Genomic DNA, 26,913 nt, shown 5'->3' with positions numbered 1-26,913 from the left:
CTGCGTGGAAACCTTCGGCAACATCCTTGAACGGACAGGGATTGAAACCCGCCCCCGGGGCCCCATCTAGACTCTCATGTTTCAGTCAGTCAGGTGCCTCATGAGCGACCAGGACGTTAATCCCGAACACATCAGCGACGCGCAGCCCGCCGGCACCGGCCTGGTGCTGCCCGGCCAGACCCTGCCGACCACCCTCTACGTGATCCCGATCCACAACCGCCCCTTCTTCCCGGCGCAGGTGCTGCCGGTGATCGTCAACGAAGAACCCTGGGCGGAAACCCTCGAACTGGTGGCCAAGACCGACCACCATTCGCTGGCCCTGTTCTTCATGGACAATCCTCCGGAAGATCCGCGCCACTTCGACGTCAACAGCCTGCCCGAGCACGGCACGCTGGTCCGGGTGCACCATGCCTCGCGCGAGGGCGGCAAGCTGCAGTTCGTCGCCCAGGGCCTCTCGCGGGTGCGTATCCGGGGCTGGATCAAGCGCCATCGTCCGCCGTTCATGGTGGAGGTGGACTATCCGAAGACCCCGATCGATCCCAGTGACGAAGTGAAGGCCTACGGCATGGCCCTGATCAACGCGATCAAGGAGCTGCTGCCGCTCAACCCGCTGTACAGCGAGGAACTGAAGAACTACCTGAACCGCTTCAGTCCCAACGACCCCTCGCCACTCACCGACTTCGCCGCGGCCCTGACCACCGCGCCCGGCGGCGAACTGCAGGAAGTGCTGGACACCGTGCCGATCCTCAAGCGGATGGAGAAGGTCTTGCCGCTGCTGCGCAAGGAGGTGGAAGTCGCGCGCCTGCAGAAGGAGCTGTCCGCCGAGGTCAACCGCAAGATCGGCGAACACCAGCGCGAATTCTTCCTCAAGGAACAGTTGAAGATCATCCAGCAGGAGCTGGGCATCACCAAGGACGACAAGAGCGCCGACGCCGACGAATTCCGCGCCCGCCTGGAAGGCAAGGTGCTGCCCGAGCAGGCGCGCAAGCGTATCGACGAAGAGCTGAACAAGCTGTCGATCCTCGAGAGCGGCTCGCCCGAGTACGCCGTCACCCGCAACTACCTGGACTGGGCCACAGCCCTGCCCTGGGGCGTGTACGGCAAGGACAAGCTCGACCTCAAGCATGCGCGCAAGGTCCTCGACAAGCATCACGCGGGCCTCGACGACATCAAGGATCGCATCCTCGAATTCCTCGCCGTGGGTAGTTTCAAGGGCGAGATCGCCGGTTCCATCGTGCTCCTGGTCGGCCCGCCGGGGGTGGGCAAGACCAGCATCGGCAAATCCATCGCCGAGAGCCTCGGCCGGCCGTTCTACCGTTTCAGCGTCGGCGGCATGCGCGACGAGGCGGAGATCAAGGGCCACCGCCGCACCTACATCGGCGCCCTGCCCGGCAAGCTGGTGCAGGCGTTGAAGGAAGTCGAGGTGATGAACCCGGTGATCATGCTCGACGAAATCGACAAGCTCGGCGCCAGCTACCAGGGCGACCCGGCCTCGGCGCTGCTGGAAACCCTCGACCCGGAGCAGAACGTCGAATTCCTCGACCACTACCTGGACCTGCGCCTGGACCTGTCCAAGGTGCTGTTCGTCTGCACCGCCAACACCCTCGACTCGATCCCCGGACCGCTCCTCGACCGGATGGAAGTGATCCGCCTGTCCGGCTACATCTCCGAGGAAAAACTGGCCATCGCCAAGCGTCACCTGTGGCCCAAGCAGTTGGAAAAGGCCGGCGTGCCCAAGGGCCGCCTGAGCATCAGCGATGCCGCGCTGCGTGCGGTGATCGAGGGCTATGCGCGGGAAGCCGGGGTGCGCCAGTTGGAGAAACAGCTCGGCAAGCTGGTGCGCAAGTCGGTGGTCAAGCTGCTGGAGGATCCCGAGTCGAAGGTGAAGATCGGTCCCAGGGACCTCGAGGACTACCTCGGCATGCCGGTGTTCCGCAGCGAGCAGGTGCTTTCCGGGATCGGCGTGATCACCGGGCTGGCCTGGACCAGCATGGGCGGCGCCACCCTGCCGATCGAGGCGACCCGCATCCACACGCTGAACCGTGGCTTCAAGCTCACCGGCCAGCTCGGCGAGGTGATGAAGGAATCCGCCGAGATCGCCTATAGCTACATCGGCTCGCACCTGAAGAAGTATGGCGGCGACCCGACCTTCTTCGACCAGGCCTTCGTCCACCTGCACGTGCCGGAAGGCGCCACGCCCAAGGACGGCCCCAGCGCCGGCGTCACCATGGCCAGCGCCCTGCTCTCCCTGGCGCGCAACCAGGTGCCGAAGAAAGGCGTGGCGATGACCGGCGAACTGACCCTGACCGGCCAGGTCCTGCCCATCGGCGGGGTCCGCGAGAAGGTGATCGCCGCGCGCCGGCAGAAGATCTTCGAGCTGATCCTGCCGGAAGCCAACCGCGGCCACTTCGAAGAGTTGCCCGACTATCTCAAGGAAGGGCTCACCGTGCATTTCGCCAAGCGCTACGGCGACGTGGCCAAGGTGCTGTTCCCGGCCTGAGCCGGCGGGGGAGGCCCGCCGGGTTCGGCAACCCGCCGCGCCAACCTTGGCGCTCGGGCGCCGGCAGGGTTTATGCTGGCGCCCTTTCCATTCGAGCCGAGGAGCGCTGCATGTCCTTTTCCCCCTCCCGTCTGCTGCTGCCATTGTCCATCGTGGTCCTGGCCGGCTGCGCCGGGCAACAGAAGCCGGTGGTCACCCTGGACGACGCCGACGACTGTTCGCCGCTGAAGCTGACGCAAGGCCAGGAACTGGTGCTGACCCTGCCGAGCAATCCCACCACCGGCTTCCGCTGGGAACTGCACAACCCCGCCGCCAGTGTGCTCAAGCGCCTTGGCCCGGAGGTCTACAGCAATTCCGAAGAAGACAGCGGCCTGGTTGGCAGCGGCGGCGAATCGACCTGGCGCTTCCGCGTCGCCGCCAGCGGCGACGACCGCCTGGAACTGGTCTACCGGCGGCCCTGGGAAAAGGACGCGGAACCGGCGGAAAGCTTTTCCTGCGCGATCCAGGTGCGCTGAAACCGCTGCCCCCGGCGGACACATTCTGTACGAAGACCGACGTCCTGCGCCGTGGCGACCTGGCCTATCCTGACAGGCCCCGTCGCCCCGAGGACTCCATGCTCCGCGCCTCCTTCGTCCTGCTCGCCCTGTCCTGCGCCGCTCCGCTGCCCACGCTGGCCGAACCGTTGCGCTTCGCAGGCGACGACGGCTGCCCCTACCTGTGCCCTGGCACGCCGCAGCGGCCCGGCTACCTGGTCGAAGCGCTCAGCCAGGTCCTTCGGGAGCCACCGCACTTCGACAGCCTGCCCTGGCCGCGCGCCGTGCAGATGGTCCGCGACGGCCATCGCGACGGCCTGGTCGGCGCCTATGGACTCGACGGCCTGCGGGTCGGCAGCGAGCCCATCGGCTGGGTCGAGCTGGCCTTCTACACCCGCCACGACAGCGACTGGCGCTACTCCGGCGATGCTTCCCTGCTCGGCCAGCGCCTGGGCCTCGCCCAGGGCTACGTGAACAATCCGCGCTTCGAAGCCTGGCGCAGCCAGGCCGGCGACGACGACCTGCACCTGCAGGTCCTCGGCGGCGAGCGCGTGCTGCCGCGCAACCTGCAGAAACTGCTGCTCGGCCGCATCGACGTGCTATTGGAAGACCGCGACATCATCGAGCACTACCTGGAGCATCATCCGCAGCTCGCCGGACAGGTCCGCCGCGCCGGCGAACTGCCCGGGCGGCAGCCGCTGCACGTCGGCCTCAGCCCGCACCTGCCGGAGGTCGACGCGCGTCTCGCGGAACTCGACGAAGGACTGCGCCAACTGCGTCGCGAAGGCACCCTGAAGGTCCTCGGCGAGCGCTATAGGCTTTCTTTCGAATGACTTTCCGGGCCGCCGGAAATCCGCCGCCAGACCAGCAACCACGCTGCTTTCAGCCGATTGAATAAATTCCGGCAGGCCTTTTTGGCGTCGTCTATTACTCAATCTACGACGGCACCGAAAGGAGGCGCGTCATGGGCACCGCTCTTCGTTACTCACTGCTCTGGGCATCCACTGTCTTCGTTTCCTCCTGCGGCAGCCTGCTGCCCAGCGAACGAGCGGAAGTCCAATCCCCCTTCGTCGACTACCTCGATGCCGAACTGCGCTATTCCCAGGCGCAACCCGGCAGCACGACCCGTTCGCAGCTGTTCGGGTTGGGTTTCGATCCATTGACCCAGGGCAACGGCCGCATGCTGTCGTTCATCGACGTGCGGCTCATGTTCATCCAGCCGAACATCCCCATCGATTACCTGCCGGGCGGCCTGGTGCAATGCCTGGAAGCGAAGGACCGTTGCATCGGCTACGCCTTCGATTTCAGCAAGACCGACACCCAGCGGGTCGGCAGCTTCTGGGCGGACGTGTTCAACTTCCGCAAGAAACGGGAGTTGCAGGGCTGGTCGTTCAAGGCAGTGTTCGTCTTCGTCAACGACGTGCTGGTGCACAAGGTCAGCAACGGCGAACCGAACATCCATCGCCTGGAAGACAAGAAGAACCCGCTGGGTCCGCTGCAGGGCGCGGGAGAGTACTTCTCCGACAAGCTCAGGTGATTCGCCTGCGCGCATGGGTGAATCGTCGCCGCGCAGTTGGGCGACGCTCGTCCCTCGGCTACAATTCGGCCCCCTGAAAAGCCGTGATGCCCGAGGTCACCCGCGTGAGCGAGTCCGATCGCCTGTTCGCCCAACCCCAGCAACGTGTCGCCGACTTCGTATTCAACGAAGACGTGGTGCGCGTGTTCCCCGACATGATCAAGCGCTCCGTGCCGGGCTACCCCACCATCGTCGAGAACATCGGCGTACTCGGCGCGCAGTTCGCCCAGCCGAACAGCGTGCTCTACGACCTCGGCTGCTCGCTCGGCGCGGTCACCCAGTCGCTGCGCCGCCACGTCCGCAACGACGGCTGCCGGGTGATCGGGGTGGACAACTCGCACGCGATGATCGAGCGCTGCAGTGAATACCTGCATGCCCAGGACGCCATGTACCAGGAGCTGCTGCCGGTCGAGCTGATCGAGGCCGACATTCTCGCCCTGGACCTGCAACCCACCTCGCTGGTGGCGATGAACTTCACCCTGCAGTTCGTCGCCCCCGACCAGCGCCTCGGCCTCCTGCGCAGGATCCGCCAGGCGCTGCTGCCCGGCGGCGCGCTGATCCTCTCGGAGAAACTGCGCTTCGCCGATGCGCAGGAGCACGCGCTGCTCACCGACCTGCACATCGCCTTCAAGCGTGCCAACGGCTACAGCGAGCTGGAGATCGCGCAGAAGCGCAGCGCGCTGGAAAACGTCATGCTCCCCGACACCTTCGAGGAACACCGTGAACGGCTGCTGGCCGCCGGCTTCAGCCGGGTCAGCCAATGGTTCCAGTGTCTCAACTTCGCCTCGATGATCGCCCTGCCATGATCCAGCACCTCGCCCTCGACGCCCTCCAGCGACACCTCGCCGGCTCGCCGCTGTACGGCTGGGCGACCAGCCTGCCCGCGCAGATCGCCGCGCGCATCGAGGAAGGCCACGGCGACCTGGCCCGTTGGTGGAGCGCGGTCCAGCGCCTGCCCCAGGTGCCCGCGCCGAAGGTCGAACTGGCCCAGCGCTTCGCCCTGCACAGCGACCACGATGCGGCGCTGCAAGCGCAGGTGAAGGAAGCGCTGCAAGGGCTGATTCCCTGGCGCAAAGGCCCCTTCGACTTCTTCGGCGTGCAGGTCGACACCGAATGGCGTTCCGACTGGAAATGGGAGCGTGTCTCGCCGCATGTCGAACTGCGTGGCAAACGCGTCCTCGACGTCGGCTGCGGCAACGGCTACTACCAGTGGCGCATGCTCGGCGCCGGCGCGGAAAGCGTGGTCGGGGTCGATCCGAACTGGCTGTTCCTCTGCCAGTTCCTCGCCGCCAAGCGCTACCTGCCGGAGCTGCCGGCCTGGCACCTGCCGCTGGCCCTGGAAGACCTGCCGGAGAAGCTCGAAGGCTTCGACACGGTGTTCTCCATGGGTGTGCTCTATCACCGTCGCTCGCCCATCGACCACCTGCTGGCGCTCAAGGACTGCCTGAAGCGCGGCGGCGAACTGGTCCTGGAGACCCTGGTGGTGGAAGGCGACGCCAGCACCGTGCTGGTGCCCGAGGACCGCTACGCGCAGATGCGCAACGTCTGGTTCCTGCCCTCGGTGGCGGCCCTGGAACTCTGGCTGCGCCGCGCCGGGTTCGCCGACGCGCGCTGCGTCGACGTCAGCCTGACCAGCGTCGAGGAACAACGCTCCACCGAATGGATGCGTTTCCAGTCGCTGCCGGAATTCCTCGATCCGCAGGACCGTTCGCGAACCGTCGAAGGCCTGCCGGCACCGATGCGCGCCACGCTGGTGGCGCGCAAGCCCTGACAGCGGATAGGGAAAAGCCCATCCTCGGATGGGCTTTTTTTCATGCTTTCATCCGCCCCGCAGGTCGACGGCAAGCGGGGCGCGATTGCCTCAGCGCTTGGTCGCCGCGGCCAGCATCAGCGCTTTCATCTCGGCCACCGCCTGCCTGAAGCCGACGAACAGGGCGTGGGCGACGATGGCGTGGCCGATGTTCAGCTCGTTGATGCCGTCGATGGCCGCGACCGGCTCGACATTGTGGTAGTGCAGGCCATGCCCGGCGTTGACGATCAGGCCGAGGGAACGCCCGAGGGCCACGCCCTCGCGTACCCGCTGCAGCTCGCGGGCCTGCTCCTCGGGGTCTTCGGCGTCGGCGTAGCGACCGGTATGCAGTTCGATAGCCGGCGCGCCGACCCGGGCGGAGGCCTCGATCTGCCGCGGATCGGGATCGATGAACAGCGACACTTCGCTGCCCACCGCAGCCAGGCGTCGTACCGCGTCGCGGATGCGCTGTTCCTGGCCGGCGACGTCGAGGCCGCCCTCGGTGGTCAGTTCCTCGCGGCGCTCGGGGACCAGGCAGCTATGCGCCGGCCGGATCTCCTCGGCGAAGGCGAGCATTTCCTCGGTGACCCCCATCTCGAAGTTCATCCGCGTCTGCAGCACTTCCTTGAGCACCCGCACGTCGCGTTCCTGGATATGCCGGCGGTCCTCGCGCAGGTGCACGGTGATACCGTCGGCGCCGGCTTCCTCGGCGTCCAGGGCGGCCTTCACCGGGTCCGGATAGCGGGTGCCCCGGGCCTGGCGCAGGGTGGCGACGTGATCGATGTTCACGCCGAGCAGAATTCGAGTGGCTTCAGTCACGGGGTGACTCCTTACGGTTCATGAACAGCTCGCGGCTGACCAGCGGCCGGCCGCCCAGATGGGGAGCGAGCGCCTGGCGCATCAGGCGCTTGGCCGCCGCCAGGGCGCCGGGGGCGCTCCAGTCGGCGTCGGCCATGGATAACAGTTCGGAGCCCTGGAACAGCCCGGGTTGCAGTTGCGCCACCGGCTCCAGGCCGGCCTCTGGCAAAAGCTGGTACAACGCCTGCGGCTCGATCGGGCGCCCATCGATGTCGACATCGAGAGCGAAACCATAGCCCAGTTGCTCCAGCAGGCGCCATTCGAACGCGCGCAGCAGCGGTTCTATGGGTCGCCCCGCCGCCAGCAGCGGCAGGGTCGCGGCGTAGTGGGCGAAGATTTCCGGCTGCGGGTCTTCCGCCGGCAACAGGCGGATCAACAGCTCGTTGAGGTAGAGACCGCTGAACAGCGCCTGGCCATTGAGCAGGTTGGGAATGCCGGCGCTTTCCAGGCGGGCCACGGTCTTCAGTTCGCCGCGCCCGCGCCACTCCGCTTCCAGCGGCACGAATGGCCGCGCCAGGGCGCCGGCCTTGCCGCGGGCGCCGCGCAGGACCGCGCGCAGGCGACCCAGCGGGGTGAAGAAGTCCACCAGGGCGCTGGTTTCCTTGTACGGCCGGCTATGCAGCACGTAGGTGGCTTGGGCGGCGGCGAAGGACATGGCGGGTCGACCGGGCGCGAGAGGAATGGCGCCCGGCTGGCGCCGGGCTGCCGGGAACGGTCAGAGGTCGCCGTAGCCCAGCGAGCGCAGGGCACGCTCGTCGTCGGACCAGCCGCCCTTGACCTTGACCCAGAGGTTGAGCATGACCTTGGAGTCGAACAGCACTTCCATGTCCTTGCGCGCGTTCTGGCCGATGCTTTTGATCCGCTCGCCCTTGTCGCCGATGATGATCTTCTTCTGCCCCTCGCGCTCCACCAGGATCAGCGCATGGATATGCAGGATGCGACCTTCCTGCTTGAACTCCTCGATCTCCACGGTGATCTGGTAGGGCAGCTCGGCGCCGAGCTGGCGCATGATCTTCTCGCGGACCAGCTCGGCGGCCAGGAAGCGGCTGCTGCGGTCGGTGATCTGGTCTTCGGGGAAGAAGTGCTCGCTTTCCGGCAGACGCTCGGCGACCAGCTTCTCCAGCACGTCCAGGTTGGTCCCGTGCTGCGCCGAGATCGGTACTACCTCGGCCTTCGGCAACTGCTGGGTGAGCCATTCGAGGTGCGGCAGCAGGTCGGCCTTTTCCTCGATGCGGTCGGTCTTGTTCACCGCGATCAGCACCGGGCAACTGACGTACTGTACGCGCTCCAGGACCATCTGGTCCTCTTCGGTCCAGCGGGTGCGGTCGACCACGAAGATCACCACGTCGACATCCTTCAATGCCGCGCTGGCGGTACGGTTCATGTAGCGGTTGAGGGCCTTCTCGCCGCTCTTGTGCAGGCCGGGCGTATCGACGTAGACGGCCTGCACCTCGCCCTCGGTCTTGATCCCGAGCATGTTGTGGCGGGTGGTCTGCGGCTTGCGCGAGGTGATCGCCAGCTTCTGCCCGAGGATGTGGTTGAGCAGGGTGGACTTGCCCACGTTGGGGCGGCCCACGATCGCCACGTAGCCGCAACGGCTGCCGGCGGGGATGTCGTCGTGCATGTCAGTCATGGCCATTCTCCACGCCCAGGGCCACCAGCGCGGCGGCCGCGGCCACCTGCTCGGCGATGCGGCGGCTGCCGCCGTGCCCGTGGGTCTTGTCGCTCAGCAGGGCCACTTCGCAATCGACGAAGAAGGTCCGGCAATGGGGTTCGCCCTGGATATCCACCACCTCGTAGCGCGGCAGGTCGCAGCCACGCGACTGCAGGAACTCCTGCAGGCGGGTCTTGGGGTCCTTGTTGGTGTCCACCGGGGTCAGCTCGCGCAGTTGCGGTCCGAGCCAGGCGATGATCCGCTCGCGCGCGGAGTCCATGCCGGTATCCAGGTAGATGGCGCCGATCAGGGCTTCCATCGCATCGGCGAGGATCGACTCGCGGCGGAACCCGCCGCTCTTCAGCTCGCCCGAGCCCAGCCGCAGGTAGTCGCCCACCTCGAAGCCGCGCGCCAGCAGGGCCAGGGTCTCGCCCTTGACCAGTCGCGCGCGCAGGCGCGAAAGCTGGCCTTCGCGAGCCTGCGGGAAGTGGTGGAACAGCGCCTCGCCGATGACGAAGTTGAGAATGGCGTCACCGAGGAACTCCAGGCGCTCGTTGTTGCGCCCGGCGTAGCTGCGATGGGTCAGGGCCAGGACCATCAGGTCCCGGTCTTTGAAGGTATAGCCGAGCTTGCGCTCGAGTCGGTCCAGCGAATTACTCACGGCATGCGTACACGGAATTCTTTGTCGAAGTGGACCACCAGGTCGATGTTGCTGATCAGTGGCTCGCGTTTTTCATATTTCAGGTGCGCCCGGAATTGGTTGTCTTCCAGTTGCACCTCCAGGGCCTTCTCCAGGTCCAGGTTGCGGATGCCGTTGATCTGCATCCCCTTGCCGACGTAGCTGTAGAACTCCGGCACGGAACGCACCTCGGCCGCCTTGTCGGTCTCCACGGAAGTGATCACCTTCTCCAGCGAGTAGTAATCCATGTAGTGCGGGATGATCTTGAATGCGGCGCTGGCGAAGAACGCCACCACGCCCAACACCACCAGCCACCCCAGCAGGGACATCCCCTTCTGCGAACGCGCGAACCTCATGTCGGACCTCATGTCAGTGTAGTTATTCCGTCCAGCGAGCGGTAACGCCATCGGGCAGGGCCCTGCGGCGGCGTTCGCGGAAGTGAAAGCGGGGCTGCCCTCGGGAGCAGCCCCGCTTCGCGATTATTCAGCAGGAGCGCCCTTCCGCGTGGCGAACCTGCGCACAGGTCAGTGAATCACGCCGACCCGGGAGAAGTTCGGCAGGTTGCTCATCTTCGGATCGGGCCAGCTCATCCACACGGCGAAGGCCTTGCCGACGATATTGCGGTCCGGAACCATGCCCAGCAGATCCTTGGGGATCTTCGGATCGTTCCAGTAGCGGCTGTCGTTGGAGTTGTCGCGGTTGTCGCCCATCATGAAGTAGTGGCCGGCGGGAATGGTCCACTGGCGGTCGGGCTCGATGCGATAGCGGCTCATTTCCTTGCGGATCAGGTGCTCGGCCTGGCCCAGCTTCTCCTGGTACAGGGTCACGCTGCCCAGGGTGCCCGGTTCCTCGCCGACCAGTTTCTCCGCCACCAGCTCGCCGTTGACGTACAGGCGCTTTTCCCTGGTGTAGCGCACGGTGTCGCCGGGCAGGCCGACCACGCGCTTGATGTAGTTGATGTTCGGTTCGCTGGGATAGCGGAACACCATGACATCGCCGCGCTGCGGATCACCGATCGGGATCACCTTGGTGTCCAGCACCGGCAGGCGGATGCCGTAGGCGAACTTGTTGACCAGGATGAAATCGCCGACCTCGAGGGTAGGTTTCATCGACCCCGAGGGAATCTGGAACGGTTCGACCAGGAAGGAACGCAGCACCAGCACGATGAACAGCACCGGGAAGAACGACTTGCCGTACTCCACCAGCAGCGGTTCCTTGTTGAGCTTCTCCAGCACCGCCGGATCGGGCTCGTTCACCTGCCCTTCGTAGGAAGAGATCGCGGCCCGCCGACGCGGCGCGAACAGCACCAGGTCGACCAGGGCCAGGGCGCCGCATACAGCCACGGCGATGACCAGCAACAACGGGAAATTGAGTGTCATGGGTTCTAGCTATCCACTTTGAGCACGGCGAGGAAGGCTTCCTGGGGAATTTCCACGCTACCGACCTGCTTCATCCTTTTCTTACCAGCCTTCTGCTTCTCCAGCAGCTTGCGTTTACGGCTCACGTCGCCACCGTAACACTTGGCCAGCACGTTCTTCCTGAGCGCCTTGACCGTCGAGCGGGCGATGATCTGCCCACCGATGGCTGCCTGGATCGCCACGTCGAACATCTGCCGCGGGATCAGTTCCTTCATTTTCTCCACCAGCTGGCGGCCCTTGTAGGGGGCGTTGTCGCGGTGGACGATCAGGGCGAGGGCGTCGACCTTCTCGCCATTGATCAGCACGTCGAGACGAACCAGGTTGGACGGCTCGAAACGATCGAAGCTGTAGTCCAGGGAAGCATAGCCGCGGCTGGTGGACTTGAGGCGATCGAAGAAGTCGAGCACCACCTCGTTCATCGGCAGGTCGTAGACCACCTGCACCTGGCCGCTGAGGAAGTGCATGTCGCGCTGCACGCCGCGCTTCTCGATGCACAGGGTGATCACGTTGCCCAGGTGGTCCTTGGGCACCAGGATGGTGGCGCGGCAGATCGGTTCGCGCATTTCCTGGATCGACGCCAGGTCCGGGAGCTTGGACGGGTTGTCGACGTAGATGATCTCGCCGTTCTTCTGCACGATCTCGAAGACCACCGTGGGCGCGGTGGTGATCAGGTCCAGGTCGTATTCGCGCTCCAGGCGCTCCTGGATGATCTCCATGTGCAGCATGCCGAGGAAGCCGCAACGGAAGCCGAAGCCCAGTGCTTCGGAGCTTTCCGGCTCGTATTGCAGCGACGAGTCGTTGAGGGTCAGCTTCTGCAGGGCGTCGCGGAAGTCCTCGAAATCGTCCGAGCTGACCGGGAACAGGCCCGCGTAGACCTGCGGCTTGACCCGCTTGAAGCCCGGCAGGACCTCGACGTCCGGCGTGTTGTTAAGGGTCAGCGTATCGCCCACCGGCGCGCCGTGGATATCCTTGATACCGGCGATGATGAAGCCCACCTCGCCCGCCTTCAGGTCGACGGTCTCGGTGTGCTTCGGAGTGAATACCCCGACGCTGTCCACCTGGTGGACCTTGCCGGTGGACTTCACCAGGATCTTGTCGCCCTTCTTCACCCGGCCGTTCTTCACCCGCACCAGCGAGACCACGCCGAGGTAGTTGTCGAACCAGGAGTCGATGATCAGCGCCTGCAGCGGCGCCTCGATCTCGCCTTCCGGGGCGGGGATGGCGGTCACCAGGCGCTCCAGCACCTCCAGCACGCCCATCCCGCTCTTGGCGCTGCAGGCCACGGCGTCGGTGGCGTCGATGCCGATGATGCTCTCGATTTCCTCTTTCACCCGCTCCGGCTCGGCCTGGGGCAGGTCCATCTTGTTCAGCACGGGCATCACTTCCAGCCCCTGCTCGATGGCGGTGTAGCAGTTGGCGACGGACTGCGCCTCGACGCCCTGGCCGGCGTCCACTACCAGCAGCGCGCCCTCGCAGGCGGCCAGCGAGCGGCTGACTTCGTAGGTGAAGTCGACGTGGCCGGGGGTATCGATGAAGTTGAGCTGGTAGGTCTTACCGTCCTGCGCCTTGTAGTGCAGGGTCACGCTGTGGGCCTTGATGGTGATCCCGCGCTCGCGTTCCAGGTCCATGGAGTCCAGGACCTGGGCCTCCATTTCGCGATCGGAGAGACCGCCGCACATCTGGATGAAGCGATCGGCCAGCGTCGACTTGCCATGGTCGATATGGGCAATGATGGAGAAATTGCGGATATGGCTCAGGTCGCTCACGGCTCAACACACTCGAAAAGGGCAAGGGCGGCAATCCGCCGAAAAATAGCCGGGGAGTTTACCTGATGCTCGGGCAAGGCGTCACGCAGGTAACGGATTGACGGGCATGAAAAAGGGCGGTGGAAACCGCCCTTTTTTCGCCAGCCGGCTTATTCGGCCAGCTTGAAGGTGATGAAGCTGGCGCGCCCCTGGCGCAATACCCGCATCGAAACCGAACGGTTCTTCGGCAGGGCCTTGGCCACGTCGGCGAAGATCTTGGTCGAGGTCACCGCCTTGTTGTCCAGGTGGGTGATGACATCGCCCGGACGCAGGCCGATGACCGCGGCCGGACCGTCCTGGACTTCCTTGATCACCACGCCGCCCTGGATATCCAGGCTCTTGCGCTGCTCGGCGGTCAGGTCGGCGACGGTCACGCCCAGGCGGTTGCTGCTGCGCTCGGCGCCCGGAGCGCCCATCGAGGCGATTTCCTCGTCGTCGTCCGGAAGGCTGCCTACCGCCATGCTCAGGGACTTGCGCTGGCCGTTGCGGATCACGTCCAGGTTGATCTTGTCGCCCGGCTTCATGTTGCCCACCAGGTGCGGCAGGTCGGCGGACTCGTTGATCGACTGGCCGTTCAGGCTGAGGATCACATCGCCCACCTGCAGGCCGCCCTTGGCCGCCGGACCGTCTTCCACCAGCTGCGCCACCAGCGCGCCGGACGGCTTGTCGAGGCCGAAGGACTCGGCGAGATCCTTGTTCACTTCCTGGATCACCACACCCAGCCAGCCGCGGCTGACCTTGCCGGCTTTCTTCAACTGGTCGGCGACGTTCAACGCGACATCAATCGGGATGGCGAAGGACAGGCCCATGAAGCCGCCGGAACGGGTGAAGATCTGCGAGTTGATGCCGACCACTTCGCCCTGCAGGTTCAGCAGCGGACCGCCGGAGTTACCCGGGTTGATCGCCACGTCGGTCTGGATGAAGGGTACGTAGCTCTCGTTCGGCAGGCTACGCCCCTTGGCACTGACGATACCGGCGGTGACCGAGTGATCGAAGCCGAACGGCGAACCGATGGCCAGGACCCATTCGCCCACTTTCAGCTTGTTCGAATCGCCCAGTTTCAGGGTCGGCAGGTTCTTCGCCTCGATCTTCAGCACCGCCACGTCGCTGCGCGGGTCCGCGCCGATCAACTTGGCCTTGTGCTCGCTACGGTCGGACAGGCGCACCAGGATCTCGTCGGCATCGGCCACGACGTGATTGTTGGTGAGGATGTAGCCGTCGTTGGAGATGATGAAGCCGGAACCCAGCGATTGCGCCTCGCGCTGCTGGCCGCGCGGATTGCGCGGAACCTGCGGGATGCTGCGCTCGAGGAAGTCGCGGAACATCGGCGGCAGCCCTTCGAGGTCGGGGATCGACAGCTGCCCGCGCGCCATGGCGCGATCCGGCAGCTTCTGCCGCGTACTGATATTCACCACCGCCGGCGACGCCTGTTCGACCAAAGGCGTGAAGTCCGGCAGTTCTGCCCGGGCCGTCATCGCCAGGCTCAAGGCCAGCAAGGCCACCATCGCAGCCATACAGCGTTTTAGGGTATGCATCGACTACAGCTCCCGTGATGTTCGAGGGAAGAGAAAGACTCAGGCCGAATCGGACGGCCCGGAAATCAGCGCTCGCAGAACCACCGGCTGCGAGGCTGGATCATCGGCATGACGACGAGCATGCCGACGCACCAATAGCCAGGCCGCCAGCAAACCCGCCAGCCCGGACACGATGATCAGAGGTTCGACAAGGCCCGCCCGGGTCGCCAGCAATGCTGCCACGAAAAACCCGAGCAGAGGGAAAAGATAGAAGAGGACGGAGGCGCGCAACAACAGGTCTTCATGAATTCCTAGGACGACCGCATCGCCGACCCGCAGGCTCAGGTCGCTCAACGCGCGCACCCGGGCACGCCCCGCGCCGACGCCCAGGCGCTGCATCAGCCCCTGGCCGCAACCGGCATTGGCCGAGCAGGACGAGCAGGTACTGCGGCGCACGGTCTCGACCCATACCGCTCCCGGCTCGGTCGCCACCACTCGCCCCTGCTCCTCGATCATTTCTGGGCGGCGGCCTCGGGCCGGATGGACAGCGCCACCCGCTCGGCGGTGCCCAGCGGCACTTCGCCGACGACGGTCACCATCTGGCCGCCGTCATCGGTCTGCAGGCGCTTGGAAACCACCACGGTCGGGCCGAGCTGGCTGCGCGCGTCGCCAACCATGGCACCGTGCAGCGGCTCGATGAACACCGAGAATCGTGCCAGGCCATCGCCATAGGTCAGGCAGGCGACCGGATCGGGGGTGACCGGACTGCGACGCATGAAACTGCGGGTCAGGGTGAAACCTGGCGGCAGCCACTCCGAGCGCCAGGCCACGGCCTTCTCGCCGTCGGCCTTGGCCGGGCCGACGACCTGGCATTCGGCGCCCGCCTGCAACTGGTCTTCGGCAGGTGCCGCGCCGGTATTCAACTGGGTGAACTGGAAGCGCTCAAGCAACTGCCCCTTCTCGTTCAGCAGCAGCGATTTCAACGGCAGGCCGGTGTCGCGGTCCAGGTGCAGCTCGAAGCCGTAGCGATGCTGGTCGCGCGGGGTCACCGCGAGGACCACTGCCGGGCGGCCGGCGACACGGGATTCGCCGACCAGGCGCAGGTCGTACCAGGAAGCCAGTTGGGAAGGATCGAACTTGCGCACCGGCCACAGCTGGGCATCGGCCAGTTGGTCGGCAAGGCCGCCGCTGATGCACTGGGTGCGCCCATCGACCCGGACCACTTCCTGGCGCGCGCCGTCGAGCTGGAGCAGGCGCTCGCGAACCGCGCCATCGCTCTCCACGCGATGCCAGATCTCATGGGTGGAGAAGCTGCCATTGCGCTCGTAGACGAAGGTGCCTTGGAAACTGTTCTGGCGATCGGCCTCGGCGAGACGATTCAGCCAGTCGGAAGCGTCGGCAGCCTGAGTGGCGGGAACCGCCATCAGGCTGCCAAGCAAAAGCAACAGGGAGGTGGTGCGCATGTCTCTCCTCAGCGGTTTTCCAGGCTGGCTGCCCGAGCGTAGGGCAGCGCGCTCTCTGTACCACTGACGGCGGATTGTTGCACGTGCTGACGCAGGTAGATCGGCAGACGCTGCTCATGCCAGCGGGTATCGCTGGACGAGGAGTTGGTGATCACCTGCGGCGCCCCCTGCTCTTCGCTGTAGCCGGCCAGCACGGCCGGGCCTTTCACCTGCGGCAGGGCGATCTGCGGGGTGGTCCCCTGTTGCGCCATCTGCGGCAGGGCGTCGTTCTGGTTGTACAGACGCACGCCGGCCAGCACCGCCAGGGTCACCGAGGCAGCGACCGCCAGGCGACCGACCATCCGCCACGGCCCCTTCTCCGCTTTCGGCGGAGCGGCCTCGTCGGCCAGGGCAGCCGAGACCGCCGCAGCGATATCCAGCTTCGGCAGGGTAGGCTCGCGGTGCATGACGGACCGCGCCAACTGGTAGCGCGACCAGGTGGAACGCAGCTCGGCATCCTCGCCGCAAGCTGCGAGCACCCGCCGCAACTCGAGTTCATCCGCTTCGTTATCCATCACAGCGGACAGAGTTTCCTGCAGGGCTTCACGACTCATAGCGATACCTCTCTTGGCATTTGCCGCTGTGTCAGGCTTCTCGCAACAAAGGCTGCAGAGCTTTGTCGATTGCTTCACGAGCGCGGAAGATCCGCGACCGCACCGTCCCCACCGGACACTGCATCACGGTGGCGATATCTTCGTAACTCAAACCTTCGAACTCGCGCAGGGTCAGGGCCGTGCGCAAATCCTCGGGCAACTGCTGGATGGTCTGGTGCACCGTGGCCTCGATCTCATCCCGCAACATCGCCCGTTCCGGCGATTCGATGTCCTTCAGGGCGTGGTCGCCCTCGAAGAACTCCGCATCCTCTGCGGTCACATCGCTGTCCGGTGGCCGACGCCCGCGAGCGACCAGATGGTTCTTCGCGGTGTTGATGGCGATCCGATACAGCCAGGTATAAAAAGCACTATCGCCGCGGAAATTGCCGAGCGCGCGGTATGCCTTGATGAAGGCTTCCTGCGCTACGTCCTGGGCTTCCTGGGCGTCGTGCACGAACCGCACGATCAATCCCAGTATCTTGTGCTGGTATTTCAGTACCAGCAGATCGAAAGCCCGCTTGTCTCCGCGCTGTACCCGTTCAACCAGTTGCTGATCCTGTTCCTGGGTTAGCATGAAAGCTCCTCTTCGAACCTGGAGGAGCTTCGAGCGTCCCAGCGAATCGTCTTGCCAAGATAGACTCGGGCTTCTTGCAAAAGTTCTCCCCTCCAAGCATGCGTCACGAGTTTTTTCCTCGCTCGTGACGTGCGGCCCCGGACATCGTGTCCGGGCCCCGCGAAAATGGATTGCATCGGGCTCAGAGCCCGGCCTCTGTGCCGCTGGGTAGGCCAACCGGACGAGGTCTTCAGGCATCCTGCTTTGGAACCGATGCGTCTAAGAAAGTTCCAGCACTACATCGCCCCGCTCTGATGACGCCTGCCGATGACAGGCCCGCAGCTCATCCGCCGGACCGGCAGCGGGGGTGCGCTATTGTGCCGCCAGGCCCTTCTATATACTAGGGCTCCACCACGGGGAAATGCGGGCATGAGCCAACATTATCAACACGATGTACTGGTCATCGGCAGCGGCGCCGCCGGCCTGAGTCTGGCCCTGACCCTTCCGGAACACCTGCGCATCGCCGTCCTCAGCAAGGGCGAACTGTCGCAGGGCTCGACTTACTGGGCCCAGGGCGGCGTGGCCGCCGTGCTGGACGATACCGACACCGTGGAATCCCACGTCGAGGACACCCTGGTCGCCGGTGGCGGCCTGTGCCGCGAGGACGCGGTGCGCTTCACCGTGGAGCATAGCCGCGAAGCGATCCAGTGGCTGATCGAACAGGGGGTGCCCTTCACTCGCGACGAGCAGCACAACCACGAGGAAGGCAGCTTCGAATACCACCTGACCCGCGAAGGCGGGCACAGCCACCGGCGCATCATCCATGCCGCCGACGCCACCGGCGCCGCGATCTTCAATACCCTGCTGGCCCAGGCCCGGCGGCGACCGAACATCGAACTGCTGTCGCAGCGGGTGGCGGTCGACCTGATCACCGAGCGCAAGCTCGGCCTGCCGAGCAAGCGCTGCCTGGGCGCCTACGTGCTGAATCGGGAAAGCGGCGAAGTCGATACCTTCCGAGCCCGCTTCAGCGTGCTGGCCTCCGGCGGCGCGAGCAAGGTCTACCTTTATACCAGCAATCCCGACGGCAACTCCGGCGACGGCATCGCCATGGCCTGGCGCGCCGGCTGCCGGGTCGGCAACCTGGAGTTCAACCAGTTCCACCCGACCTGCCTGTACCACCCGCAGGCCAAGAGTTTCCTCATCACCGAGGCATTGCGCGGCGAAGGCGCCCTGCTCCGCCTGCCCAATGGCGAGCGTTTCATGCCGCGCTTCGACCCGCGTGGCGAACTGGCGCCCCGGGACATCGTGGCCCGCGCCATCGACCATGAAATGAAGCGCCTGGGGATCGACTGCGTCTACCTGGACATCAGCCACAAGCCGGCCGAGTTCATCAAGGCGCACTTCCCCACCGTCTACGAGCGCTGCCTGGACTTCGGCATCGACATTACCCAGCAACCGATCCCGGTAGTGCCGGCCGCGCACTATACCTGCGGCGGCGTGCTCGTCGACCAGCACGGGCATACCGACGTGCCGGGCCTCTACGCCATCGGCGAGACCACCTTCACCGGCCTGCACGGCGCCAATCGCATGGCCAGCAATTCGCTGCTGGAATGCTTCGTCTATGCCCGCTCTGCCGCCGCCGACATGCTCCAGCGCCTGCCCGGCACGCCCCTGCCGGAAAGCCTGCCGAGCTGGGACGCCAGCCAGGTCACCGACTCCGACGAAGACGTGATCATCGCGCACAACTGGGACGAACTGCGGCGTTTCATGTGGGACTACGTCGGTATCGTGCGCACCAACAAGCGCCTGCAGCGCGCCCAGCACCGGGTGCGCCTGCTGCTCAGCGAGATCGACGAGTTCTACAGCAACTACAAGGTCAGCCGCGACCTGATCGAGTTGCGCAACCTGGCGCTGGTCGCCGAACTGATCATCCGCTCGGCCATGCAGCGCCGCGAAAGCCGGGGCCTGCACTACACGCTGGATTATCCGGACCTGCTGCCCGAAGCCCGCGACACTATCCTGGTGCCGCCCATCTACGGCGACTGAAGCGCAGGCGGACACGCAGGCGCCGATGGTTGTCGGCGCCCAACGCATCGGCCGGGATACAGCAGCCAAGGATGCGCCAGCGGCCCGGCAGGCGCACGCGCAGTACGATCAGCCAGGGCAGCGCCAGGCTGTCAGGGCGCAATTGCACCGCTTGCCAGCCGCTTCCGGCGCTCCACAGCTGCCAGCCCCGCTCGTCATGGCGCAACCCACGGAAGGCCCGCGAGCCGCGCAGCAGTACCTGGCGGTACAGCCCCCAGGCACCGTAGGCCAGGCAGACCAGCGCCAGCGGCGGCTTCAGCCAGACCGGCAGCGCCGCCAGCAGGATCGACAGCAGCGCCAGGGCCCACAGTGCCAGGCTCGCCGCCAGCAGGATCGGAGAGACCCGCCAGCGGCATTCGAACGGCTCAATCCGGCTGGACACGGTCCAGGATCATCCGCACCATCCGCCGCAGGTCGGCGTCTTCCGGCTCGCCGCGCTGCATGAACCAACCGAACATGTCCTGGTCCTCGCACTCCAGCAGCTTGCGGAAGCGCGCCTGGTCCTCGGCGTCCAGGCCCGGGTAAACCTCCTGCACGAAAGGCACCAGCAGCACATCCAGTTCCAGCATGCCGCGACGGCTGTGCCAGTAGAGTCGTTTCAGTTCGGTTTCATCTGCCATGTTCGGGCTCCTCGAAAACGCCCGGCATTATAGGGCGGTTGCGCTCGAATGGCGCGGCCCGATGACGAGGCGTCGCTCCGCCGGCGTCCGCCCTTGGTCGTATTGCCCGGCAAACCAAGGGTATCCGCGCGGGACGCAGGCCCATGCCGACGGCGGCCTCGGAAGTGTCCGACAACCGTCAAGGCGGATGCGCCAGGCATTCGTGCCCGCTGACAAGCCTCGGACCGAGTTCTATGATGACGGTCCTGACTGACTGACCGCGCAGCATCGCAATGGCCGACCCCGCTTTCCACACCCCGCTAGTCCATGAAGGCATCCTCGCCGTCCGCGGCCCGGACGCCGCCAAGTTCCTCCAGGGCCAGCTGACCTGCAACCTCGCCTACCTGAACGACGAGACCTCCAGCCTCGGCGGCCGCTGCAACATCAAGGGCCGCCTGCTATCGAGCTTCCGCATCCTGCCCGAGGGCGACGGCCTGCTGCTGGCGATGGCCGGCGAGCTGCTCGAGGCCCAGTTGGCGGACCTGAAGAAATACGCCGTATTCTCCAAGGCCAGCCTTGCCGACGAGAGCGCGGCCTGGCTCCGCATAGGCTTGCGCGACGCCAGCGAGGCACTGCGCGCCCTGGGGATAGACACCCCGGCGGAGAGCGGCAGGATCGCCCGCCACGGCGACCTGCTCGCCGTCGCCCTGGGCGACGCCCGCGTCGAGCTGTGGATTCCGGCGCAGCGCGCCGAGACGGTGCTTGCCACGCTCCGCGAGCACAGCCGCGAGGCGCCGCTTGACGATTGGCTGCTCGGCCAGGTGCGCGCCGGCGTCGGCCAGGTGTTCGGCGCTACCCGCGAGCTGTTCATCCCACAGATGATCAACCTGCAGGCGGTCGGCGGGGTCAGCTTCAAGAAGGGCTGCTATACCGGCCAGGAAATCGTCGCCCGCATGCAGTATCTCGGCCGCCTCAAGCGCCGCCTGTATCGCCTGGCGCTGGGCGGAGACGAGGTGCCGGCGCCCGGCACCGGGCTGTTCTCGCCGGTCCATTCCACCAGCGTCGGCGAAGTGGTACTGGCCGCCCGTACGCCGGAGAACAGCGTGGAATTGCTCGCCGTGCTGCAAGACGACGCCGTCGCCGACGGCCGGATCAGCCTCGGAAGCGCCGAAGGAGCGCCGCTCGTCCTCCTCAATCTGCCTTACACGCTGGACAGCGACCGCGAAATCCAGCGCTGACCGTAAACTGTGCCTCGCCGTCCGCGGACGGCCCGCCAGTATTCCCATGGCCGGTGCACGTAGAGCGTGCTCCGGCCATTGCGTTTTCAAAGGAAATGCCATGAGCAAGCTTGCCGACAAAGTCCAACAGGACCTGATCCGCGCCATCGATCAGGATGAACTGGTGCTGCCGACCCTGCCCGAGGTGGCCCTGCAGGTCCGCGAGGCGGCGGAGGACCCGGATGTCAGCATCCAGGCCCTGAGCAAGGTGATCGGCAACGACGCGGCGCTGACCGCGCGCATCATCCGCGTGGTGAACAGTCCGCTGCTGCGCAGCCCGAAGGAAATCACCGACCTGCAGATGGCGATCAGCCGGCTGGGCATCAACTACACCTGCAACCTGGCCACCGGCCTGGCCATGGAGCAGATGTTCCAGGCCACCACCGACGTGGTCGACCGCAAGATGCGCGAAGTCTGGAACAAGAGCACCGAGATCGCCGGCATCTGCCACGTGCTGGCCCGTCACTACACCCGCCTGGCGCCGGACCAGGCGACCCTGGCCGGGCTGGTGCACCAGATCGGCGTGCTGCCGATCCTCACCTACGCCGAGGATCACAACGAGCTGCTGTCGGACTCCATCAGCCTGAGCCACGTGATCGAGCGCATCCATCCGCTGATCGGCGAGCGCATCCTCAAAGCCTGGGATTTCCCCGCGCCGATCGCCGAGGTCCCGCGCCAGCACCTGGACTTCACCCGCAACTCGCCGCGCGCCGACTATACCGACCTGGTCCAGGTCGCCACCCTGCAGAGCTACCTTGGCAGCGAGCATCCCTATACCCGCCTGGACTGGAGCCAGATCCCGGCGTTCGCCAAGCTCGGCCTCGAACCGACCGTCGACATGAAGGAAGACGAGGACCTCTCCAGCGCCCTGGAAGCCGCCACCAGCATGCTGCAATAGGCCCGCCCTACTCCGCCGGGAAGCGCACCCGCACCAGCAAGCCGCCCAGTTCGCCCTGGTCGAGCTGGATCTGCGCCCGGTGCGCCCGGCAGACCTCGCCGACGATCGCCAGCCCCAGGCCGCTGCCGGGGCTGTCGCCGCGCCGGTAGAAGCGCTGGAAGACCCGCTCGCGGTCGGCGGCGGGAATTCCCGGACCATCGTCTTCCACTTCCAGCACGCCCCCCTCCAGCACCCTGAGGATCACGTTGCCGCCCTGCGGGGTGTGCGCCAGCGCGTTGTCCAGGAGGTTGCTGAGCAATTCGTTGAGCAGCGTCGGTTCACCCTGGATCCACACCGGCCCGGCGCTTTCCAGCGCCAGCGAGGCTCCCCGCGCATAGGCCAGCGGCGCCAGCGCCAAGCCCAGTTCCCGGGCCAGGGCGGTCAGGTCGATACGCTCGGCGCCACCCTCAGCGATGGCCTGGGCGCCGCTTTCGATGCGCGCCAGGGAGAGCAACTGGTTGGCCAGGTGGATCAGTCGGTCGGTGTTCTTCGCCGTGGTCTCCAGGGTCGAACGCCAGGCTTCCGGCTCCTGCTCGCGCAGGCCCAGTTCCAGGCGCGCCTTGAGCGCCGCCAGCGGGGTGCGCAACTCGTGGGCGGCATCGGCGATGAACTGCGACTGCCGCTCGAACAGGCTGCGCAGGCGCTGGGTGAAGTGGTTCAGCGACTCCACCAGCGGCCGCAATTCATGCTGGACCTCGAGCATCGGCAACGGCCGCAGGTCGTCCGGCTGGCGCTCTTCCACCTCGCGGCGCAGGCGATCCAGCGGACGCAGCGCGGCGCTCACCGCCAGCCACACCAGCACCAGCGCGCCGACGCCGAGGACGCCCAGGCGCAACAGGGTATCGGTCATCAGGCTGCGCGCCATGCGCTCGCGGGCGCCTTCGGTCTCGGCCACGCGGATCTCCGCCATGCCGCTCATGCTCGGTTCGCTGACCGGCTGCAGCAGGCTCACCACGCGTACGTCGACGCCCTGGTAGACGCCGTCGTAGAACTTCGCCAAGGCCGGGTAGTCGTCGGTGCGCAGGGTCTCGGCGGGTGCTGCCGGAAGATTCTCGTAGCCGGAGATCATCCGACCATGGATGTCGTTGACCTGGTAGAAGATCCGCCCGGCGCTGTCGTAGGCGAAGGTATCCAGCGCCACGTAGGGGACGTCGGCGCGCAGGGTGCCGTCCTTCTCGTAGAGCCCGTCGGCGATCGCCCGCGCCGAGGCCAGCAAGGTCCGGTCGTAGGCGGTGTCGGCCACCTCGCGGCCGTTCCAGTAGGCGCTCAGGCCGCTCGCCAGGAGCACCAGCAGCAGGAGCAGGGCCAGCCACAGCAGCAGCCGTCCGCGCAGACTGCCGGCATCAGTCACCCTGCGCCTCCAGCAGGTAGCCGAGGCCGCGGAAGGTGACGATGCGCACGGCGCCGCCTTCCAGCTTCTTGCGCAGGCGGTGGACGTAGATCTCGATGGCGTCGGCGCTGGCCTCCTCGTCCAGGCCGAAGACCTGGGCGGCCAGTTGCTCCTTGCTCATCACCCGCCCCGGACGGGCGATCATCGCTTCCAGCACCGCCTGTTCCCGCGAGGTCAGGGTCAGCGGCTGCTCGTCGAGGCTGAAGCGCCGAGTGCCGAGGTCGTAGACCAGGGCGCCGCAGCGCTGCAACTGTTCGCCGCCGAGCACGCTGCGGCGCAGCAGGGCCTTGACCCGCGCCTCCAGCTCGGACAGTTCGAAAGGCTTTGCCAGGTAGTCGTCGGCGCCGAGATTGAGGCCGTGCACCCGGTCCTTCACCTCGCCGCGCGCAGTCAGCATCAGCACCGGCAAGGTCTTGCCGCGCCCGCGCAGGCGCGCCAGCACCTCGAAGCCGTCCATCCGCGGCAGGCCGACGTCGAGAATCGCCAGGGCGTACTCCTCGCTGGCCAGGGCCAGGTCGGCGGCCACCCCGTCCTGCAGCAGGTCTACCGTCCAGCCAGCGCCCTTGAGCGCCTGGACCACGCTTTCGGCGAGCTGCGGATGATCTTCCACCAGAAGGATGCGCATGGACGGTTCTCCACCACCGGATGAGGGCACAAGAGGCGAAGTGTACCGGGGAAAACCCTCCGGTAAATGGCTTCTCTGCCACCGGGGATTGCTGAAAGCCTGGCGAAAGCTTGGCGTCTTAGGATCAGTCGATGGACGGCGCAGATCGTCCGCCAAAACGCCCTGCAGCGTGGTGCTCGGCGTACAAGAACAAGAATCGGAGACCACTGCATGTCGACTTCCCTGCCGCAGGCCGCAAGGTCTGTACGTTTGTCCCGCAGCACCACCCTGACCACCACCGCCGTCGTGCTCGCCGGCATCGCGCCCCTGGGCAACGCCGCCGGCTTCCTCGAAGACAGCAAGGCCAGCCTGGAAACCCGCAACTTCTACATGAACCGCGACTTCCGCGACGGCCCCGGCCAGTCCAAGCGCGAGGAGTGGGCGCAAGGCTTCATCCTCAACCTGCAGTCCGGCTACACCCAGGGCACCGTCGGCTTCGGCCTCGACGCCATGGGCATGCTCGGCGTCAAGCTCGACTCCGGCCGCGGCCGCAGCGGTACCGGACTGCTGCCGAAGGATTCCGACGGCCGCGCGCCGGACACCTACTCGAAACTGGGCCTGACCGCCAAGGTCAAGGTCTCGCAGAGCGAGCTGAAGGTCGGCACGCTGATTCCGAAGCTGCCATCGGTACAACCGAACAACGGGCGGATCTTCCCGCAGATATTCGAAGGTGCACTGCTCACCTCGAAGGAGATCAAGGACCTCGGCTTCACCGCCGGGCGCCTGGAAAAGACCAAGATCCGCGACTCCAGCGACTCCGAGGACCTCGCGCTGAACGACAAGAACGGCCGCTTCGCCGGGGTCAGCGCCGATCACTTCGACCTCGGCGGACTGGACTACAAGCTCACCGACCAACTCACCGCCAGCTATCACTACAGCAACCTGCAGGACGTCTACCGCCAGCACTTCGTCGGCCTGCTGCACAGCTGGCCGATCGGTCCCGGCGAACTGACCAGCGACCTGCGCTTCGCCCGCAGCACCGACAGCGGCTCGGCCAAGGCCGGCGGCATCGACAACAAGTCGCTCAACGGCATGTTCACCTACAGCCTTGGCAACCATGCCTTCGGCGCGGCCTGGCAGCGAATGAATGGCGACGACGCCTTCCCCTACCTGGAAGGCAGCAACCCGTACCTGGTCAACTTCGTCCAGGTCAACGACTTCGCCGGCCCCAAGGAGCGTTCCTGGCAACTGCGCTACGACTACGACTTCGTCGGCCTCGGCATTCCCGGCCTGACCTTCATGACCCGCTACGTCAAGGGCGACAATGTCGAACTCGCCGGGCAGAGCGGCGAAGGCCGCGAGTGGGAACGCAACACCGAACTGCAGTACGTGTTCCAGAGCGGCGCGCTGAAGAACCTCGGAATCCGCTGGCGCAACGCGACCTTCCGTTCCAATTTCACCCGCGACATCGATGAGAACCGCCTGATCGTCAGCTATACCCTGCCGATCTGGTAAGCCAGAACAAGAACTCCACAGGAGCACCGATGATGATGAAACTGTCTTTTCGTCCCCTCGCCTTGGTTGCCGCCGGCCTGCTGCTGGCCGGCGCCGCCGTGGCCGAACCCAAGCGTCCCGAATGCATCGCCCCGGCGTCCCCCGGCGGCGGTTTCGACCTCACCTGCAAGCTGGCGCAGAGCGCCCTGGTCGAGGCCAAGCTGCTGAGCAAGCCGATGCGCGTCACCTACATGCCCGGCGGCGTCGGCGCGGTCGCCTATAACGCGGTGGTCGCCCAACGCCCGGGCGACGCCGGCACCATCACCGCCTTCTCCAGCGGCTCGCTGCTGAACCTGGCCCAGGGCAAGTTCGGCCGCTTCGACGAGAACGCGGTGAAATGGCTGGCCGCCATCGGCACCAGCTACGGCGCCATCGCGGTGCGCACCGATTCGCCCTACAAGAACCTCGACGACCTGGTGAAGGCGCTCAAGGCCGACCCGAGCAAGGTGGTGATCGGCTCCGGCGGCACCGTCGGCAGCCAGGACTGGATGCAGACCGCGCTGATCGCCAAGGCCGCCGGGATCAATCCGCGCGACCTGCGCTACGTGGCCCTGGAAGGCGGCGGCGAGATCGCCACCGCGCTGCTCGGCGGGCACATCCAGGTCGGCAGCACCGACATTTCCGACTCCATGCCGCACATCCTCAGCGGCGACATGCGCCTGCTCGCGGTGTTCTCCGAAGAACGCCTGCCGGAGGCGGCGATGGCCAACATCCCCACCGCCAAGGAACAGGGCTACGACATCGTCTGGCCGGTAGTTCGCGGGTTCTACCTCGGGCCGAAGGTCAGCGACGAAGACTACGCCTGGTGGAAGAACGCCTTCGACCAACTGCTGGCCTCCGAGGACTTCGCCAAGCTGCGCGACCAGCGCGAGCTGTTCCCCTTCGCCATGACCGGCGAGGAACTCGACGGCTACGTGAAGCAGCAGGTCCAGCAGTACAAGCAACTGGCCAAGGACTTCGGCCTGATCCAGTAAGCCAGCCCGCGCGCGGCCGGGCCACGGCCGCGCCACGAGGATAGTCCCATGACCCGTTCCAACCTGTACCAGCGCCTGTTCGCCGGGCTCTGGCTGCTCGCCTGCGTCGGCCTGGCGGTCGCCGGCTGGCGTTACCAGGCGCCGTTTTCCTACGAACCGGTCGGCCCGCGCGCCTACCCGCTGCTCTGCCTGGCGCTGATGGGCGCCGGCCTGGCCTGGTTGATCGTGCGGCCGACGCCGATCCGCCACGCCGAGGACGAACAGCCGCTGAGCGGCGCCGTGCTGCTCAAGGTGCTCGCCTGCATCGCCCTGCTGCTGGTGTTCGCCGGTCTGTTCGAAGCGCTCGGTTTCATCCTCAGCGCCGCCCTGGTCGGCTCCTGCATGGCCATTCTCTACGGCGCCCGGCCACTGCCCGCGGTGATCACCGCCAGCCTGCTCGGGATCGGCCTCTACTGGCTGTTCGACCGCGCCCTGGACGTCCCGCTGCCGCTGGGCGTTCTCGACTTCCTGCCGCTGTGA

28 protein-coding genes are annotated in these 26,913 nt (G+C 66.1%); 12 read left to right on the top strand and 16 right to left on the bottom strand.

Translation table 11 applies throughout. The features are described from left to right. Positions 1 to 100: 100 nt before the first annotated feature. From lon to cmoB, 6 genes are all read left to right on the top strand, one after another. Complete coding sequence (lon, locus tag LT948_RS00565; protein WP_023092187.1) at positions 101 to 2,500, top strand: endopeptidase La; 2,400 nt, start codon at positions 101 to 103, stop codon at positions 2,498 to 2,500. Between the two features lie 110 nt (positions 2,501 to 2,610). Continuing rightward, a complete protein-coding gene (locus tag LT948_RS00560; RefSeq protein ID WP_023092188.1) occupies positions 2,611 to 3,015 on the top strand; it encodes a protease inhibitor I42 family protein in 405 nt (134 codons plus the stop codon). A 98-nt stretch (positions 3,016 to 3,113) separates the two neighbouring features. Then, complete coding sequence (locus LT948_RS00555) at positions 3,114 to 3,866, top strand: substrate-binding periplasmic protein (RefSeq protein ID WP_003110243.1); 753 nt, start codon at positions 3,114 to 3,116, stop codon at positions 3,864 to 3,866. Positions 3,867 to 3,997: 131 nt separating this feature from the next. After that, positions 3,998 to 4,570: a hypothetical protein gene (locus tag LT948_RS00550; RefSeq protein WP_003085577.1), complete on the top strand. Its 573-nt coding sequence runs from the start codon at positions 3,998 to 4,000 to the stop codon at positions 4,568 to 4,570. Between the two features lie 104 nt (positions 4,571 to 4,674). After that, a complete protein-coding gene (gene cmoA, locus LT948_RS00545; protein ID WP_003123029.1) occupies positions 4,675 to 5,415 on the top strand; it encodes a carboxy-S-adenosyl-L-methionine synthase CmoA in 741 nt (246 codons plus the stop codon). Next, positions 5,412 to 6,380: a tRNA 5-methoxyuridine(34)/uridine 5-oxyacetic acid(34) synthase CmoB gene (gene cmoB, locus LT948_RS00540; RefSeq protein WP_003085573.1), complete on the top strand. Its 969-nt coding sequence runs from the start codon at positions 5,412 to 5,414 to the stop codon at positions 6,378 to 6,380. Before cmoA ends, cmoB begins: the two co-directional genes overlap by 4 nt. Before the next feature lie 90 nt (positions 6,381 to 6,470). On the opposite strand, the gene pdxJ is transcribed toward cmoB, so the two are convergent. The 12 genes from pdxJ to rpoE all read right to left on the bottom strand — a co-directional run bounded on the left by pdxJ (position 6,471) and on the right by rpoE (position 16,995). After that, a complete protein-coding gene (pdxJ, locus tag LT948_RS00535; RefSeq protein ID WP_003101974.1) occupies positions 6,471 to 7,217 on the bottom strand; it encodes a pyridoxine 5'-phosphate synthase in 747 nt (248 codons plus the stop codon). Continuing rightward, positions 7,210 to 7,911, bottom strand: coding sequence for a DNA repair protein RecO (recO, locus tag LT948_RS00530; RefSeq protein WP_003085569.1), 702 nt, complete (start codon positions 7,909 to 7,911; stop codon positions 7,210 to 7,212). The genes pdxJ and recO overlap by 8 nt, the downstream gene beginning before the upstream one ends. A 60-nt stretch (positions 7,912 to 7,971) precedes the next feature. Beyond that, positions 7,972 to 8,889: a GTPase Era gene (era, locus tag LT948_RS00525; protein WP_003085566.1), complete on the bottom strand. Its 918-nt coding sequence runs from the start codon at positions 8,887 to 8,889 to the stop codon at positions 7,972 to 7,974. Then, positions 8,882 to 9,571 (bottom strand): ribonuclease III, encoded by a 690-nt coding sequence (gene rnc, locus LT948_RS00520; protein WP_003085565.1) that lies wholly within the window; start codon positions 9,569 to 9,571, stop codon positions 8,882 to 8,884. Before rnc ends, era begins: the two co-directional genes overlap by 8 nt. Next, entirely contained in the window at positions 9,568 to 9,945 is a 378-nt protein-coding gene (locus tag LT948_RS00515) for a DUF4845 domain-containing protein (protein WP_003085562.1), read from the bottom strand. Before LT948_RS00515 ends, rnc begins: the two co-directional genes overlap by 4 nt. A 168-nt stretch (positions 9,946 to 10,113) precedes the next feature. Further along, the gene (gene lepB, locus LT948_RS00510) at positions 10,114 to 10,968 is read right to left on the bottom strand and encodes a signal peptidase I (RefSeq protein ID WP_003085558.1); all 855 of its coding nucleotides are present in this window, start codon (positions 10,966 to 10,968) and stop codon (positions 10,114 to 10,116) included. 5 nt (positions 10,969 to 10,973) lie between these two features. Beyond that, positions 10,974 to 12,773 (bottom strand): translation elongation factor 4, encoded by a 1,800-nt coding sequence (gene lepA / locus LT948_RS00505; RefSeq protein WP_003085555.1) that lies wholly within the window; start codon positions 12,771 to 12,773, stop codon positions 10,974 to 10,976. Between the two features lie 149 nt (positions 12,774 to 12,922). Beyond that, positions 12,923 to 14,347, bottom strand: a complete 1,425-nt coding sequence (gene mucD, locus LT948_RS00500) for a serine protease MucD (protein WP_022579820.1) — start codon at positions 14,345 to 14,347, stop codon at positions 12,923 to 12,925. Positions 14,348 to 14,386: 39 nt separating this feature from the next. Beyond that, positions 14,387 to 14,842, bottom strand: a complete 456-nt coding sequence (gene mucC / locus LT948_RS00495) for an alginate biosynthesis regulator MucC (protein ID WP_003110245.1) — start codon at positions 14,840 to 14,842, stop codon at positions 14,387 to 14,389. After that, positions 14,839 to 15,789 (bottom strand): sigma factor AlgU regulator MucB, encoded by a 951-nt coding sequence (mucB, locus tag LT948_RS00490; RefSeq protein WP_003085548.1) that lies wholly within the window; start codon positions 15,787 to 15,789, stop codon positions 14,839 to 14,841. The genes mucC and mucB overlap by 4 nt, the downstream gene beginning before the upstream one ends. An 8-nt stretch (positions 15,790 to 15,797) precedes the next feature. Then, a complete protein-coding gene (mucA, locus tag LT948_RS00485; RefSeq protein ID WP_003101958.1) occupies positions 15,798 to 16,382 on the bottom strand; it encodes an anti-sigma factor MucA in 585 nt (194 codons plus the stop codon). Between the two features lie 31 nt (positions 16,383 to 16,413). Next, the gene (rpoE, locus tag LT948_RS00480) at positions 16,414 to 16,995 is read right to left on the bottom strand and encodes an RNA polymerase sigma factor RpoE (RefSeq protein ID WP_003085543.1); all 582 of its coding nucleotides are present in this window, start codon (positions 16,993 to 16,995) and stop codon (positions 16,414 to 16,416) included. Between the two features lie 408 nt (positions 16,996 to 17,403). Between rpoE and nadB the strand changes: the two genes are divergently transcribed. Next, the gene (gene nadB / locus LT948_RS00475; RefSeq protein WP_003110247.1) at positions 17,404 to 19,020 is read left to right on the top strand and encodes an L-aspartate oxidase; all 1,617 of its coding nucleotides are present in this window, start codon (positions 17,404 to 17,406) and stop codon (positions 19,018 to 19,020) included. On the opposite strand, the gene LT948_RS00470 is transcribed toward nadB, so the two are convergent. After that, positions 18,989 to 19,441 carry a protein YgfX gene (locus LT948_RS00470; protein ID WP_023092191.1) on the bottom strand — a complete coding sequence of 151 codons (453 nt, stop codon included), beginning with the start codon at positions 19,439 to 19,441 and terminating at the stop codon, positions 18,989 to 18,991. The genes nadB and LT948_RS00470 overlap by 32 nt on opposite strands. Continuing rightward, positions 19,425 to 19,679: an FAD assembly factor SdhE gene (locus LT948_RS00465; RefSeq protein ID WP_003085532.1), complete on the bottom strand. Its 255-nt coding sequence runs from the start codon at positions 19,677 to 19,679 to the stop codon at positions 19,425 to 19,427. Before LT948_RS00465 ends, LT948_RS00470 begins: the two co-directional genes overlap by 17 nt. A gap of 272 nt (positions 19,680 to 19,951) precedes the next feature. On the opposite strand from LT948_RS00465, the gene ygfZ reads away from it, so the two are divergent. Next, entirely contained in the window at positions 19,952 to 20,896 is a 945-nt protein-coding gene (gene ygfZ / locus LT948_RS00460) for a CAF17-like 4Fe-4S cluster assembly/insertion protein YgfZ (RefSeq protein WP_033990008.1), read from the top strand. A gap of 100 nt (positions 20,897 to 20,996) precedes the next feature. Further along, positions 20,997 to 21,833: an HDOD domain-containing protein gene (locus LT948_RS00455; protein WP_003085528.1), complete on the top strand. Its 837-nt coding sequence runs from the start codon at positions 20,997 to 20,999 to the stop codon at positions 21,831 to 21,833. A gap of 7 nt (positions 21,834 to 21,840) precedes the next feature. Here LT948_RS00455 and LT948_RS00450 read toward each other — a convergent pair whose 3' ends face one another. Continuing rightward, positions 21,841 to 23,223: a sensor histidine kinase gene (locus LT948_RS00450; RefSeq protein WP_003085526.1), complete on the bottom strand. Its 1,383-nt coding sequence runs from the start codon at positions 23,221 to 23,223 to the stop codon at positions 21,841 to 21,843. After that, positions 23,216 to 23,887: a response regulator gene (locus tag LT948_RS00445; protein WP_003085524.1), complete on the bottom strand. Its 672-nt coding sequence runs from the start codon at positions 23,885 to 23,887 to the stop codon at positions 23,216 to 23,218. Before LT948_RS00445 ends, LT948_RS00450 begins: the two co-directional genes overlap by 8 nt. A gap of 210 nt (positions 23,888 to 24,097) precedes the next feature. Here LT948_RS00445 and LT948_RS00440 point away from each other — a divergent pair, with 210 nt between their 5' ends. Genes LT948_RS00440 through LT948_RS00430 form a run of 3 tightly spaced genes read left to right on the top strand, consistent with a single transcriptional unit; the run spans position 24,098 to position 26,913 of the window. Continuing rightward, the gene (locus LT948_RS00440) at positions 24,098 to 25,381 is read left to right on the top strand and encodes an OprD family porin (protein ID WP_003140943.1); all 1,284 of its coding nucleotides are present in this window, start codon (positions 24,098 to 24,100) and stop codon (positions 25,379 to 25,381) included. 29 nt (positions 25,382 to 25,410) lie between these two features. Next, the gene (locus LT948_RS00435) at positions 25,411 to 26,394 is read left to right on the top strand and encodes a tripartite tricarboxylate transporter substrate binding protein (protein WP_003085519.1); all 984 of its coding nucleotides are present in this window, start codon (positions 25,411 to 25,413) and stop codon (positions 26,392 to 26,394) included. A 48-nt stretch (positions 26,395 to 26,442) separates the two neighbouring features. Next, complete coding sequence (locus LT948_RS00430; protein WP_003085516.1) at positions 26,443 to 26,913, top strand: tripartite tricarboxylate transporter TctB family protein; 471 nt, start codon at positions 26,443 to 26,445, stop codon at positions 26,911 to 26,913.

Source organism: Pseudomonas sp. CP-1, from assembly GCF_021213715.1.
Lineage (GTDB): Bacteria > Pseudomonadota > Gammaproteobacteria > Pseudomonadales > Pseudomonadaceae > Pseudomonas > Pseudomonas aeruginosa.
Note: the sequence above shows the minus strand (reverse complement) of the source record. Positions and strands in the feature narration are given on the sequence as shown.